At 60.1% G+C, this 13,336-nt stretch carries 11 protein-coding genes; 6 read left to right on the top strand and 5 right to left on the bottom strand.

Annotated elements, in window-relative coordinates; all coding sequences use genetic code 11:
• Both Q0341_RS00195 and Q0341_RS00190 read right to left on the bottom strand, forming a co-directional pair.
• On the bottom strand, positions 1-347 hold a 347-nt coding region (locus Q0341_RS00195), incomplete at its 3' end, for a hypothetical protein (RefSeq protein ID WP_299509680.1).
• Positions 348-350: 3 nt separating this feature from the next.
• Complete coding sequence (locus Q0341_RS00190) at positions 351-1,388, bottom strand: ABC transporter substrate-binding protein (protein ID WP_299509679.1); 1,038 nt, start codon at positions 1,386-1,388, stop codon at positions 351-353.
• A gap of 369 nt (positions 1,389-1,757) precedes the next feature.
• Here Q0341_RS00190 and Q0341_RS00185 point away from each other — a divergent pair, with 369 nt between their 5' ends.
• The gene (locus Q0341_RS00185; RefSeq protein ID WP_299509677.1) at positions 1,758-3,260 is read left to right on the top strand and encodes an FAD-linked oxidase C-terminal domain-containing protein; all 1,503 of its coding nucleotides are present in this window, start codon (positions 1,758-1,760) and stop codon (positions 3,258-3,260) included.
• A 28-nt stretch (positions 3,261-3,288) separates the two neighbouring features.
• Here Q0341_RS00185 and radA read toward each other — a convergent pair whose 3' ends face one another.
• The 3 genes from radA to Q0341_RS00170 all read right to left on the bottom strand — a co-directional run bounded on the left by radA (position 3,289) and on the right by Q0341_RS00170 (position 8,569).
• A complete protein-coding gene (radA, locus tag Q0341_RS00180) occupies positions 3,289-4,674 on the bottom strand; it encodes a DNA repair protein RadA (RefSeq protein WP_299509675.1) in 1,386 nt (461 codons plus the stop codon).
• 81 nt (positions 4,675-4,755) lie between these two features.
• Positions 4,756-5,835, bottom strand: a complete 1,080-nt coding sequence (locus Q0341_RS00175) for a nitronate monooxygenase (protein ID WP_299509672.1) — start codon at positions 5,833-5,835, stop codon at positions 4,756-4,758.
• Between the two features lie 52 nt (positions 5,836-5,887).
• Entirely contained in the window at positions 5,888-8,569 is a 2,682-nt protein-coding gene (locus Q0341_RS00170) for a response regulator (RefSeq protein WP_299509669.1), read from the bottom strand.
• A 259-nt stretch (positions 8,570-8,828) separates the two neighbouring features.
• On the opposite strand from Q0341_RS00170, the gene hpaR reads away from it, so the two are divergent.
• Genes hpaR through hpaD form a run of 5 tightly spaced genes read left to right on the top strand, consistent with a single transcriptional unit; the run spans position 8,829 to position 13,212 of the window.
• Positions 8,829-9,323: a homoprotocatechuate degradation operon regulator HpaR gene (gene hpaR / locus Q0341_RS00165; RefSeq protein WP_299509667.1), complete on the top strand. Its 495-nt coding sequence runs from the start codon at positions 8,829-8,831 to the stop codon at positions 9,321-9,323.
• The gene (locus tag Q0341_RS00160; protein ID WP_299509665.1) at positions 9,320-9,952 is read left to right on the top strand and encodes a fumarylacetoacetate hydrolase family protein; all 633 of its coding nucleotides are present in this window, start codon (positions 9,320-9,322) and stop codon (positions 9,950-9,952) included. Before hpaR ends, Q0341_RS00160 begins: the two co-directional genes overlap by 4 nt.
• On the top strand, positions 9,949-10,716 hold the full coding sequence (locus Q0341_RS00155) for a fumarylacetoacetate hydrolase family protein (protein WP_299509664.1): 768 nt from the start codon (positions 9,949-9,951) through the stop codon (positions 10,714-10,716). The genes Q0341_RS00160 and Q0341_RS00155 overlap by 4 nt, the downstream gene beginning before the upstream one ends.
• A 52-nt stretch (positions 10,717-10,768) precedes the next feature.
• Positions 10,769-12,238, top strand: a complete 1,470-nt coding sequence (gene hpaE / locus Q0341_RS00150) for a 5-carboxymethyl-2-hydroxymuconate semialdehyde dehydrogenase (protein WP_299509662.1) — start codon at positions 10,769-10,771, stop codon at positions 12,236-12,238.
• Positions 12,239-12,285: 47 nt separating this feature from the next.
• Complete coding sequence (gene hpaD / locus Q0341_RS00145) at positions 12,286-13,212, top strand: 3,4-dihydroxyphenylacetate 2,3-dioxygenase (RefSeq protein WP_299509661.1); 927 nt, start codon at positions 12,286-12,288, stop codon at positions 13,210-13,212.
• Positions 13,213-13,336: the final 124 nt, after the last annotated feature.

Here is a 13,336-nt window from a genome sequence, read left to right as displayed (position 1 = left end):
ACCACGGTGCAGACAAAAATCATCGACAGGGTTTTCATGAGGTCTTGCCACATGCCAAACACCCCCACCCACAGAAGCGCCAACATGGCTGCCAGCACGATCTTCCAGGACCGACTGGCCAGCCACGACACAGCGGCAATGCCCGCCATGACCAGTGGCCATGGGGATTGGGTGAGCAAGTGCTCCGAGGCCAGCAAGAAATCACGCAGCGGATCGAACAAGCGCTCGATCATTTCCCCATGTTCACGGGTGAAAGTGCGGAACGTTCCGTCAATGGCCAAACGGATGGCGCGCAAAGTCTCTTCGCCTAGCGCCGGAAAGCGCTGGAGCCAACTCAGGTCCGCCATGCTTTACAGGCTCGCCTGAACTTTTGCGGCCACATCGGCACTGACCCAGGCTTTCCAGATTTCAGGCTGGGTGCGCAGGAAATGCTTGGCGGCATCGTTGCCGTTGGCTTGCTTCTCGCTCATCCAAGCGAGCAAGCCGTTCAGGGTGCTGTTGCTCCAACCGCGCTTGTCCAAGTAGCCCATGGCGTCACCGGCTTTTTTCTTGAAGTCATCGGTGACCACGGTGTAGACATCGGCACGCGCCCAGTCGCTCTTGACTGGTTTGGCACATTCTTGCTTGCTGTTGCAAGCCTCCCAAGCTTCTTTGTCGTGAGGCACGCCGGCATCGAGTTTGACCATCTCGTATTTGCCCAAAATGGAGGTTGGTGCCCAGTAATAACCCAGCCAGCCTTGCTTGCGCTCGTAAGCTTTGGCGATGGAACCATCCAGACCCGCTGCAGAGCCGGTATCCACCAATACAAAGCCTTGCGCTTCGCCGTTCCAAGCTTTGAAGGCATTGCCAGTGGTCAGCTGACAGTTCCAGCCAGACGGGCAGTTGTGCACAGCGCCCTTGCCTTTGTTTTCAGCCGAAGGGAACAAGCCAGGTTGCTTCAACGCGTCATCAATGGTTTTGATTTCAGGATGGGCATCAGCCAAGTATTTGGGAATCCACCAACCCTCAACACCGCCGTCAGGCAGGGACTGGGCGGCGTAATGCAAACGGCCTTCTTTGACAGCCGCATCCAGCGGCTGACGCACCGCGTTGACCCAAGCTTCGGGGGCCACATCGGGCTGGCCTTTTTCCATCATCGAGGTCAGCGTGGGCATGGTGTCACCGGGCACCAGCTCCACATCGCAGCCATAACCAACGCTCAAGATGATTTGGTCCACATTGGCCAAGACCTCGGCCGACTGCCAAGTCATATTGGCCACTTTGACCTTGCCGCACTGAGCGGTCACGGGTGCCGTTGCAACGGCCTGGGGTTCTGGCTCTTTTTGACCGCAAGCGGTCAATGCCAATGCGGCGGCGGTGGATGTCAAAAGAAAAGCAATTCGCTTCATGGTTTCTCCAATCAATTGTCTGACAGCCCATCAGCGTTGCGGTTTGAATCAGGCCCTAAGACCTGGCAACTGGGCTCAAAAAGCCTGAAACGTGGCGCTTCAGGCGCATACAGAAGATCACAGGGCTCACGACGACACGGGGTCTGGAGGTGTGCTGCACGGCTGGATTGTATTTGTCCAAATGTATTTTGTCAACCTTTTTTGGCCGGACCTGTTCGCCAAGGTGTCTTGCCGCGTCCGAAAAGCGTGGTTTGGGTACCGGTCTGGTGACGTTCACGGGATGCCAATTCAACGAGGACTGAAAGATTCTTCAACCCCTCGCCCACTGTCTCGGTTTACAGTCAAGCTCAGATTGACAGGAATGCCGACATGAACAGCCCCACCAGCCCCGAACTCCTCTCCAGCTTAGAACGTGCCGAGCGCCAAAGCGCCGTGGTTCAGGCCTTAGCCCGGGTGTTGCCGCAAGACGCCATTCTTTACACCCCCGAAGACACCACGCCTTACGAATGCGACGGCCTGACCGCTTACCGCGAGCGGCCGCTGGTGGTGGCCTTGCCCGAGACCGAGGCGCAGGTGAAAGCCGTGCTCAAAGCCTGCCATGCCCTGCAAGTACCGGTGGTGGCGCGCGGCGCGGGCACGGGCCTGTCTGGTGGCGCCATGCCGCACCGCATGGGCGTGACGCTGTCCATGGCCCGCTTCAACCAAATCAAAACCGTCGACCCCGTGAGCCGCACCGCACTGGTGCAATGCGGTGTGCGCAACCTGGCTATCAGCGAGGCGGCTGCGCCTTACGGCCTGTATTACGCCCCCGACCCCTCCAGCCAGATCGCCTGCACGATTGGCGGCAACGTGGCCGAAAACTCGGGCGGCGTGCACTGCCTCAAATACGGCCTCACGGTGCACAACGTGCTCAAAGTGCGTGGCTTCACCATCGAGGGTGACCCGATCGAATTTGGCAGCGACGCGCTCGACACATCGGGCTACGACCTGATGGCCGTGTTGGTGGGCAGCGAAGGCATGCTGGCCGTGACCACCGAAGTCACCGTCAAACTGGTGCCCAAACCGCAACTGGCCCGCTGCATCATGGCCAGCTTTGACGACGTGCGCAAAGCGGGCGATGCGGTGGCCGCAGTCATTGCGGCCGGCATCATCCCGGCGGGTTTGGAGATGATGGACGGGCCCATGACCGCTGCGGTGGAAGACTTTGTGCACGCCGATTACGACTTGAGCGCCGCAGCGATTCTTTTGTGCGAGAGCGACGGCACGCCCGAAGAAGTCGAAGAAGAAATCGGCCGCATGAGCGAGGTGCTGCGCAACTGCGGGGCCACCGCCATCACCGTGAGCCGCGACGAAGCGCAGCGCATGAAGTTCTGGAGCGGCCGCAAAAACGCCTTCCCCGCTTCGGGCCGCATCAGCCCCGACTACATGTGCATGGACTCGACCATCCCACGCAAGCGCCTGGCCGACATCCTGCAAGCCATCTCGGAGATGGAAACCAAGTACGCACTGCGCTGCCTGAACGTGTTCCACGCGGGCGACGGCAACCTGCACCCACTGATCTTGTTCGATGCGAACGATGCCGACCAGCTGCGCCGCTGCGAGCTGTTTGGTGCAGAGATTCTGGAAACCAGCGTGGCCATGGGCGGCACCGTCACAGGCGAACACGGCGTGGGCATCGAGAAAGTCAACAGCATGTGCGTGCAGTTCAGCGCGGCAGAAAACGAGCAGATGTTCGCCGTCAAACGGGCGTTCGATCCTTTCAGTCTGCTCAACCCCGGCAAGGTCATCCCGACGCTGAACCGCTGCGCCGAATACGGCCGCATGCTGGTGCGGGCGGGAGCCATCAAGCACCCGGAGCTGGAGCGCTTCTGAGGTATTGGCGCAGACCGAGGGTCCGCCCTCAGTCCAGCCCGCGCACCACCTGCATGGCTTCTTCGATGCGCTCGACCGGGTAAATCGTCAGGCCTTCGAAGGCTTTGTCGTTCTTCTTGGGGGCATTCGCCTTGGGCACCACCGCCACCTTGAAGCCGAGTTTGGCCGCTTCCTTCAGGCGGTCTTGACCACGCGGCGCAGGGCGCACTTCACCGGCCAAGCCCACCTCGCCAAAAGCAATGAAACCCTTGGGCAAAGCTTTGCCGCGCAGACTGCTGGTGATGGCCAGCATCACCGCCAAGTCGGCTGCAGGCTCGCTGATGCGCACGCCGCCCACCGCGTTCACAAACACGTCCTGGTCCATGCAGGCCACGCCCGCATGGCGGTGCAGCACGGCCAGCAGCATGGCCAAGCGGTCGCGGTCCAGGCCCACGCTCAAGCGCCTGGGCGATGGGCCGCCGCTGTCCACCAGGGCCTGAATTTCGACCAACAGCGGGCGGGTGCCTTCGAGGGTGACCATCACGCAGCTGCCGGGCACGGGTTCAGCGTGTTGGCTCAAGAAGATGGCGCTGGGGTTGCTCACGCCTTTCAGGCCTTTTTCGGTCATGGCGAACACGCCGATTTCGTTCACCGCACCAAAGCGGTTCTTGATGGCGCGGATCAAGCGGAAGTTCGAATGCGTGTCGCCTTCGAAGTAGAGCACCGTGTCCACCATGTGCTCCAGCACGCGAGGGCCAGCGAGCGCGCCTTCTTTGGTGACGTGACCGACCAGCACGATGGTGGTGCCGGTCGATTTGGCGGTGCGCGTCAGGTGCGCCGCGCATTCGCGCACCTGCGCCACCGAGCCGGGGGCGCTGGTGAGCTGGTCCGAGTACACCGTCTGGATCGAGTCGATGATGGCGATGCCCGGCTGGCGCGACTGCAGCGTGTGCAAAATCTTTTCGAGTTGGATCTCGGGCAGCACCGGCACTTGCGAGTCGGGCAAGCCCAGGCGACGCGAACGCATGGCCACCTGCGCTCCGCTTTCTTCGCCCGTCACATACAAGGTGTTCATGCCGCTGCGCTGCAGCGCGTCCACCGCTTGCAAGAGCAAGGTGGATTTGCCAATGCCCGGGTCACCGCCGATCAGCACCACGCCGCCTTCGACCATGCCGCCGCCCAGCACGCGGTCGAGTTCGTCGATGCCGGTGGGATGGCGCTCAAAGTCGGCCGCTTCGATCTGGGCCAGGGGCAGCACCTCGGATGTGGGGGCCAGCGAGGCGTGCACCGAGCCAAAGCGGTTTTTGCCGCCAGCGGGTTCAGCGGATGCCTCGATCAAGGTGTTCCAGGCGTTGCAGCTGGGGCATTTGCCCATCCAGCGGGGGCTGGTGCCGCCGCACTCGGTGCAGGTGAATATCGATTTGTCTTTGGCCATGGGGTGTGATTGTGCCTTTTGACAGGCGCGCGTGTCGGACCTGCAGGGCCCTTAATAAACCCATGCCAGAAGTTCAAGCCCTCAGGATACGAGATCGCGGCTTGAATGCGTGGACGCGCCGAGCCAAGCTTGTACAAACTCACGCGTGATGTCGATGGCGCTCAGACTGCGCGCACTCGCTGCGTTTTGGCCAGACCACAGGGGTGTGAAGTCGCTGCTGCCTTGCGCTTCGGCGGCAGTGCGCAAGGGTGCAATGGCCGCTGTGGCCAAAGGGAATGCGGGAGCCGCGTCATTCAAAGGCCCCAATTCGCGCATCAGGCGGTTGACGATGCCGCGCGCTGGACGGCCGCTGAACAAGGTGGTCAAGGCCGTGTGCTGGGCAGCAGGTGACCGCAAGGCCGCACGGTGCAGCGCGCTGGTGCCCGCTTCGTGGCTGCACAAATAGGCCGTGCCGATTTGCACCCCCGAAGCGCCCAACTGCCGGGCTGCCGCCACGGCTTGTGCCGTGCCCACACCGCCCGCAGCGATCACCGGCACATCCACAGCCTGCACGATTTGGGGCAACAAGGCGAAAGTGCCCATTTGCGTGCTCAGGTCGTCCGTCAAGAACATGCCCCGGTGCCCACCCGCCTCGAGCCCTTGGGCGATGACAGCATCGGCGCCGTGCGCCTGCAGCCAGCGGGCTTCTGCCACCGTGGTGGCCGATGACAGCACGAGCGCACCCCAGCTTTTGACGCGCGCCAGCAAATCGGGTGCGGGCAAGCCAAAATGAAAGCTCACCACCGCGGGGCGAAATGCCTCCAGCACATCGGCGCTGTCGTGCCCGAAGGGTATGCGCCCTGGGCCACCGGGCATCTGTGTTGGGTCCAGCCCAAACTCTCGGTAATAAGGGGCCAAGGCCTTGTGCCATTCGGATTCACGCTCAGGCGAAGGCGTGGGCGGCGCATGGCAAAAAAAGTTGACGTTGTAGGGCGCACGGGTGGCTGCCGTCAGCGCCTGGAGTTCGGCCTGCAGGGCGTCCGGGCTGAGCATGGCTGCGGGCAAAGCCCCCAGCCCCCCGGCCTGACACACAGCCAAAGCCAAGCGGTGGTTTTGCACACCCGCCATGGGGGCCTGGAAAATGGGCGCGGGCAGGCCCAAACGTTCGAAGAGATGAGACATAGGTCGACTTTAAGGCCTCCAGCTTGCAGCTCATGGTGCAACCGCCGAAACCTCAGGCGGCCAGCGAGTTGGGCAGGTCTTCGCGCAACAGGCTTCTGATTTCATGGCGCAAGGCATCGGCCACGATGGGCTTTGACACATAACCATCCATGCCACAAGCGAGAAAGCGCTCCCGATCACCTTTGAGTGCGTTGGCGGTCAAGGCAATGATGGGGGTGTGCTTGAGTTGCTGATTTTTCTCCAATGTCCGTATGATTTCAGTGGCTTCTACGCCCCCCATTTCTGGCATGTGGATGTCCATCAGGATCAAGTCAAATTCACGGGTCGAAAAGGCTTCGATGGCCTCGAGGCCATTTTTGGCCATGCTCACTTCGTAGCCCATGCGCTGCAGCAAGATGGTCTGCAGTGTCTGGTTGATCGGCGTGTCTTCAACCAGCAAAATCCGCTGCGACCGGAACAACACCTCGGGCTCCAGATTCTGCTCAGGTGGTAACGCAACCAAGGTGTGCGACAGCCCATTCAAAACGGTCGCCAACTCGTTGACATCGACGGGTTTGACCAAAAACCCTTGAATACTTTGTGCATCCAGCTGCTCTTGGCTGACTTGCTCACTCAAGGCGCCCATCATGATGATGGGCATTTGCGCCGCAGAAAACAGCTGACGCAATTGCGCAGCCAGTGCAAAGCCATCGATGTCGGGCATGTTCACATCGATCAGTGCGGCCCGGGCTTGTCGCAGTTGCGGCGAATGCAGCGCTTGAGCAGCACCGTCTACGGCCGCGGTATTCAGTCCCAGGGTTTGCAGTTGTTGGCTCAGCACTTTGCGGCTGCTGGCGTTGTCGTCTACCAACAAGAGTGTTTGCCCCGTCCAAAAGTCGACCAAGCTTTGTACAAAAGCGGGGCCATCGACCAAGGTGTACAGCTGAACATAAAAGCTGAAGGTGCTGCCCTGCCCGAGTTGGCTGCTCACGCGGATGTCGCCGCCCATCATGCGCACCAAGCTTCGGCTGATGGCCAGCCCCAAGCCCGTGCCGCCAAACCGACGCACAGTGCTGGAGTCAGCCTGGGTGAACACATCAAAAATCAAGGCCAGTTTGTCGGGTGCAATGCCAATGCCGGTGTCCTTGATGGCAAACTCCAGCCAGACACCGTCGCGATTGGGCGCAGACATCATGGGCTTGATACACAACAGGATTTCACCTTGGGCCGTGAACTTGATGGCATTGCCCAGCAAATTGATGATCACCTGCTGCAAGCGCAAGGGATCGCCAATCACCTCATCGGGCACATGGCGTGCCATATCGCAAACCAACTCCAATTCTTTCTCGCTGGCACGCAAAGACAAGGTGCGTGTGGCCTGCCGGATCAGGCTGTGCAATGAAAACGGATGCGGGTCCAGGCTGAGCTTGCGGGCTTCAATTTTGGAAAAATCCAAAATATCATTGATCACCGCCAGCAAGGAGTTGGCAGAGGTGGAGACCATGTCCAAGTAACTTTTTTGCTCTGTCGTCAACCGGGTTTGCAAGCAAAGCTCGGTCATGCCCAAAATACCGTTCATGGGGGTTCGGATTTCGTGGCTCATGTTGGCCAAGAAATCACTTTTGGATGCGTTGGCCGCCTGCGCAGCATCGCGCGCTTTGGCCAAATCTTGTTCGGCATGGATTCGTGCTTCAACGAACTCGTTGAAGGCCTGCGTGACCATCTTGATTTCAGTCCCACCGACTTGAGCAATGGGCGCGACAACCTGGCCATCGCGCATCCGGGCTGCCGTCTGGTGCATGGCTTTGGCCAAAACATCCAAAGGCCGAACCACCCGCCCCACGAGCATCCACAGCAACGGGGCCATCACCAGCAACAACAAGCCGCTGAAGCCCAACATTTTTTGGTAAAGATTTTCGATGGGTGCAAAGGCTTCCGAAGAGGGCACGACAGAAGCCAAGATCCAGCCTGTTGTGGCCAACCTCTTGAATGTGAAAAGCCCTTGGACGCCACCCGTGTCACGGCCCTCTTGCGTTCCCTCAAAACCCTTCATGGCATTTTCAAAGGGGACGTTGCCGCTGTCTTTGGCGATCGCCTTGAAAATAAGGTCCGAATCTGGATGGACCATGCGCAGTCTGTCCTGCGTGACCAGGTAGAAATAGCCCGTCTCACCATTTTTGCGATGGGCAATCGAGCCCAAAAAGTTGGGTTTGTGCAAGTTGAGCACACCGCCCATGATGCCCACCATCTGCTGTTGAGCATCCCAGATGGGCGCTGCCACAACCACGATAGGCTGCCGGGTGGCTTGTCCCAAAATGGGCGCTGAAATCACAGGCTTGCCAGTCTTGATGACGCCTTGTATGTAGTCACGGCCAGCCATGTCCAAGGACCTGCGACCCGGCTTCACGGGCCAGTCCACCAACAGAACGCCTTGTGGGTCAAACACATACAGATCGTCATAGGCCGTCAACAACGCCTGTTCTTGTTGAAGAAACTTCTCCAAACCGGCCAAAGTCGACGTGCCCGGTTTGGGCGCGCTTTGGGCCACCTTGCTCAACATGTCGACGCTGTCTTGCAATTTTTCGTCGAGGTGGCTGGCCAAGTCGCTCAACTGCCGAAATTCATGTTTTTCGATTCTTTGCACGATGTCCGTGCGCATCAACTGAAACTGCAAGGCGAACTGGGCCAACAACAGCAACAGCGCCATCGCGAGAGCGCTGAAAGACAGTTGAAGCTTGATACTGCGGTTTTTCATCGATCCTTCAGGCCCTGCGGCGTGATCTTGTGAGTGTGCTGACGGGCATGAATGCACTGGTGTTGCAGGACGCCCCACATCCTGCCCAGATGATTGGACAGCGGCTGATTCTAGTCTCGACTTATTTTTTCAAATACTGAATTACTCATATTTGTAATTTATTCATACTTTTATGGATTGGAAATTCCACCAACCTTTCGGCAGATCTAGGGTAAACCCGCGCAGAACGACCGCCGCATTCAATTAACATGTTAAATAAATGCACGCTACACCCTTCATCCACCGCAACCTGCCTCGCCTGCTTTTGCATGCGCGGGAATCCGTCATGGGGCATACCCGCCCCAGCCTGCGCTCACATGGCCTCTCAGACCAGCAATGGCGGGTGTTGCGGGTCTTGGGCGAACACGCGCATGACAGCGCTGGCGTGGAAACTGGGCGTGTGGCCAAAGAAGCTTTTCTGCTTGGCCCCAGCCTGACCGGTGTGCTGACCCGCATGGCGCGGGACGGCCTGATCGAGCGTCAACGCTGCCCGCAAGACGCACGGCGCACGGTGGTGCGCGCCACTCCAGCAGGCCTGGCCAAAGTGCAGGCCTTGTCGCACAGCATCGAAGCCCATTACGCCTGGATGGAGGCGCAACTGGGCAAACCCGCCATGCAGCAGCTGTACGCGCTGCTCGACCAAGTGATTGCCCTGGAGGGCGGCGGGACCACCCCACCACCGGGCCCCGACAGCAACCCGAGATCAAACCCATGAAACTTTGGCAACCTGCGGGCACCGTTTACGGCTGCCTGCTGAACTTTCAGCGCGAATGGGACTTGTGGGCTCCGCGCATGGTCCAAGACCCACATAAGGCGGCACCCAAAGCCCCGGTGCTGTATGTCAAATCGGCCAACACCTTCAACCCAGGGCCTCACCTGCTCTTGCAAGACGGTGTGAAAGAGGTGGAGATCGGTGCCACGTTGGGATTGGTCATGGGCGCGCAGGGCGATCCCGAACAGCTGGTCTTGCTCAACGATTGGTCTCAAGCTCACGCCAGCTATTACCGCCCACCCGTCAAGTTTCGATGCCGTGACGGCTACTTAGGCTGCGGCAGTCCTCCGGTGTCCTGGACCGGGCAAGACATGGGCGCAGTGCGCATCACGGTGCAGGTCAACGGACAGCGCGTGCAAACCGTGGACCTGTCCACACTGGTGCGCCCGGTGAACCAACTGCTGGACGAGGTCGCTGAATTCATGACACTGCAAGCGGGCGATGTGTTGATGCTGGGCACCGATGTGCTGGACAGCGGCCAACGGCCCCGCGTGAGAGCGGGCGATACGGTGTGCCTGAGCGCCCCGGGCTTTGCGACCTGGATTCAAAGTGTTCAGGGAGAAGCGCCATGAAACACGCACGCATTGCTTGGTCCGGCGCCATTCAACAAGCCGTCGAATCGGACGGCCAGTTGCTCATCACCCAAGGCCCGCACAAAGGCCATCGCGTGGGCTTTGACGACGTGGTTTGGCTGCCGCCGCTCGCACCTGTGCCGCAAGCGCGCACCGTCATTACGCTGGGCCTGAATTACGCCGACCATGCCAAAGAACTCGCCTTCAAGGCCCCCGAAGAACCGCTGGCTTTCATGAAAGGCGAGGCTTCGCTGATCGGGCACAAGGCCTTCACCAAGCGCCCTGCGGATGTGAAGTACATGCATTACGAATGCGAGCTGGCTGTTGTCATTGGACGCACCGCCCGCCGCGTAAAGAAGGTCGATGCTTACGACTTCATTGCCGGTTACACCGTGGCCAACGACTACGCCATCCGCGACTACCTGGAAAACTGGTACCGCCCCAACCTGCGCGTGAAAAACCGAGACACCTGCACGCCCATCGGCCCATGGTTGGTGGATGCCGCAGATGTCCCCAACCCCATGGCCATGAAATTGCAAACCACCGTGAACGGCCAAGTGACACAAAGCGGCAACACTGCCGACATGGTGTTCGACGTGCCCACACTGATCGAGTACTTCAGCAGCTTCATGACGCTCCAGCCCGGCGACCTGATCCTGACCGGCACGCCCGACGGCATCGTGAACGTGAACCACGGGGACGTGGTGGTCACCGAGATCGAAAGCATCGGGGCACTCACCAACACCCTCGTGGGCAGGCCATGACCCTTGTAGGTCGGCGGCTTCAGCCCCGACAAGACCGAAAGAGAGATACCGCTTGAAAATCGACCACCTCATCAATGGCCAAAAAATCGCAGGCAGCGACTACTTTGAAACCGTCAACCCTGCCACCCAAGAAGTGCTGGCCGAAGTCGCCTCGGGCGGCTTGCGGGAAGTGAACGCCGCTGTCGCCGCCGCCACAGCTGCTTTCCCCAAGTGGGCCGCCACCCCCGCCACCGAGCGCGCCAAGATCATGCGCAAGCTGGGCGACCTGATCACGAAGCATGTGCCTGAAATTGCCGAGACCGAGACGAAAGACTGCGGCCAAACCATCAGCCAAACCGGCAAGCAGTTGGTGCCGCGTGCGGCCGACAATTTTCATTACTTTGCCGAGATGTGCACCCGCGTGGACGGCCACACCTACCCCACGCCCACGCACCTGAACTACACGCTGTTTCACCCGGTGGGCGTGTGCGCGCTGATCAGCCCATGGAACGTGCCCTTCATGACCGCCACCTGGAAGGTCGCGCCCTGCCTGGCCTTTGGCAACACCGCCGTGCTCAAGATGAGCGAACTCACACCCATGAGCGCAGCGCGTTTGGGCGAGCTGGCGCTGGAAGCAGGTGTGCCCGCTGGCGTGCTCAACTTGGTGCACGGCTACGGCAAAGAAGCGGGCGAGCCCCTGGTCTCGCACCGCGATGTGCGCGCCATCAGCTTCACCGGCTCCACCGTCACGGGCAACCGCATCGTGCAGAGTGCGGGCTTGAAGAAGTTCAGCATGGAGCTCGGTGGCAAAAGCCCCTTTGTGATCTTTGAAGACGCCGACCTGGACCGGGCATTGGATGCCGCCATCTTCATGATCTTCAGCAACAACGGCGAGCGCTGTACTGCGGGCAGCCGCATCTTGGTGCAGCAAAGTATTTACGCCGACTTTGCCGCCAAGTTTGCCGAGCGCGCCAAGCGCATCACCGTGGGCGACCCGCTCGATGAAAAAACCATCGTCGGCCCGATGATCTCCAAAGCCCACCTGGCCAAGGTGCGCAGCTACATCGAACTCGGCCCCAAAGAGGGTGCGACGATGCTGTGCGGCGGACTGGACCAACCCGGCTACGCCGCTGATCAGCCCGCGCACGTCAAAAACGGCAACTTCGTCTGGCCCACCGTGTTTGCCGACGTGGACAACCGCATGCGCATTGCCCAAGAAGAAATCTTTGGCCCCGTCGCTTGCCTGATTCCCTTCAAGGACGAGCAGGATGCGATTGAAAAAGCCAACGACATCGAATATGGCCTATCAAGCTACGTCTGGACCGAGAACCTGGGCAAAGCCCACCGTGTGGCGGCAGCAGTCGAAGCCGGCATGTGCTTTGTGAACAGCCAAAACGTGCGCGACTTGCGCCAACCTTTTGGTGGCACCAAAGCCAGCGGCACCGGCCGCGAAGGCGGCACCTGGAGCTACGAAGTGTTTTGCGAGCCCAAAAACGTGGCGGTGTCTTTGGGCGGTCACCACATTCCACATTGGGGCGTTTGACGCCGCCCGAGCACTTCGCACCTTTCTCACCCAATTGGAGTTTCGCCATGGGACAACTCGCCCTCGCCGCCAAAATCACCCATGTGCCCAGCATGTACCTGAGTGAAATCCCCGGCCCGCGTTTTGGCACCCGCCAAAGCGCCATCGATGGCCACCAGGAAATCAGCCGCCGCTGCCGCGCCATGGGCGTGGACACGCTGGTGGTGTTTGACACGCATTGGCTGGTCAATGCGAACTACCACATCAACTGTGCGCCGCACTTCAAGGGCGAGTACACCAGCAACGAGTTGCCGCACTTCATCAACCACATGGCGTTCGAATCGCCGGGCAACCCCGAACTGGGCCATTTGCTGGCGCGTGTGGCCAATGCGTACGGCGTGGAAACACTGGCCCACGACAACACCACACTCAATCCCGAGTACGGCACCTTGGTGCCCCTGCGCTACATGAACGCCGACCAGCATTTCAAGGTGGTCTCGGTCTCGGCTTTGTGCATGGTGCATTACCTGAACGACAGCGCCCGTCTGGGCTGGGCCATGCGCGAGGCGGTCGAGAAACACTACGAGGGCAAGGTGGCTTTTTTGGCCAGTGGCAGCTTGAGCCACCGCTTTGCACAAAACGGATTGGCCCCTGAATTTGCCCACAAAATTTGGAGCCCCTTCCTCGAAAAACTCGATGAACAGGTGCTGCGCATGTGGGGCCAGCGCGAATGGAAAGCCTTTTGCGAGATGCTGCCCGAATACGCCAGCAAGGGCCACGGCGAAGGCTTCATGCACGACACCGCCATGCTGATGGGCGCCTTGGGCTGGACCGACTACGATGGCGCAGTGGACATCGTGACCCCTTACTTTGGGGCCTCGGGCACCGGACAGCTGAACGCCATTTTTGAAGTGACGCCGCAAAAAGGCGAACACATTCCCGCAGCCGCGGCCAGCAGCGCCGCAGGTTATACCGCTGTGAGCACACGGCTGTGAACATGAAAACTCCCCGTAGGTCGGTGGCTTCAGCCCCGACATGGACCTTTGCCAAACCAACAACATCCCGTCGCTGCACATTTTGTTTGGCAGCCCGCAAGACCTGCAGGCCTGCGAACAAGCG

It is taken from the genome of uncultured Limnohabitans sp. (assembly GCF_937889215.1).
In the GTDB taxonomy this organism is placed as follows: domain Bacteria; phylum Pseudomonadota; class Gammaproteobacteria; order Burkholderiales; family Burkholderiaceae_C; genus Limnohabitans_A.
This window is presented reverse-complemented; position numbering and strand designations above follow the sequence as displayed.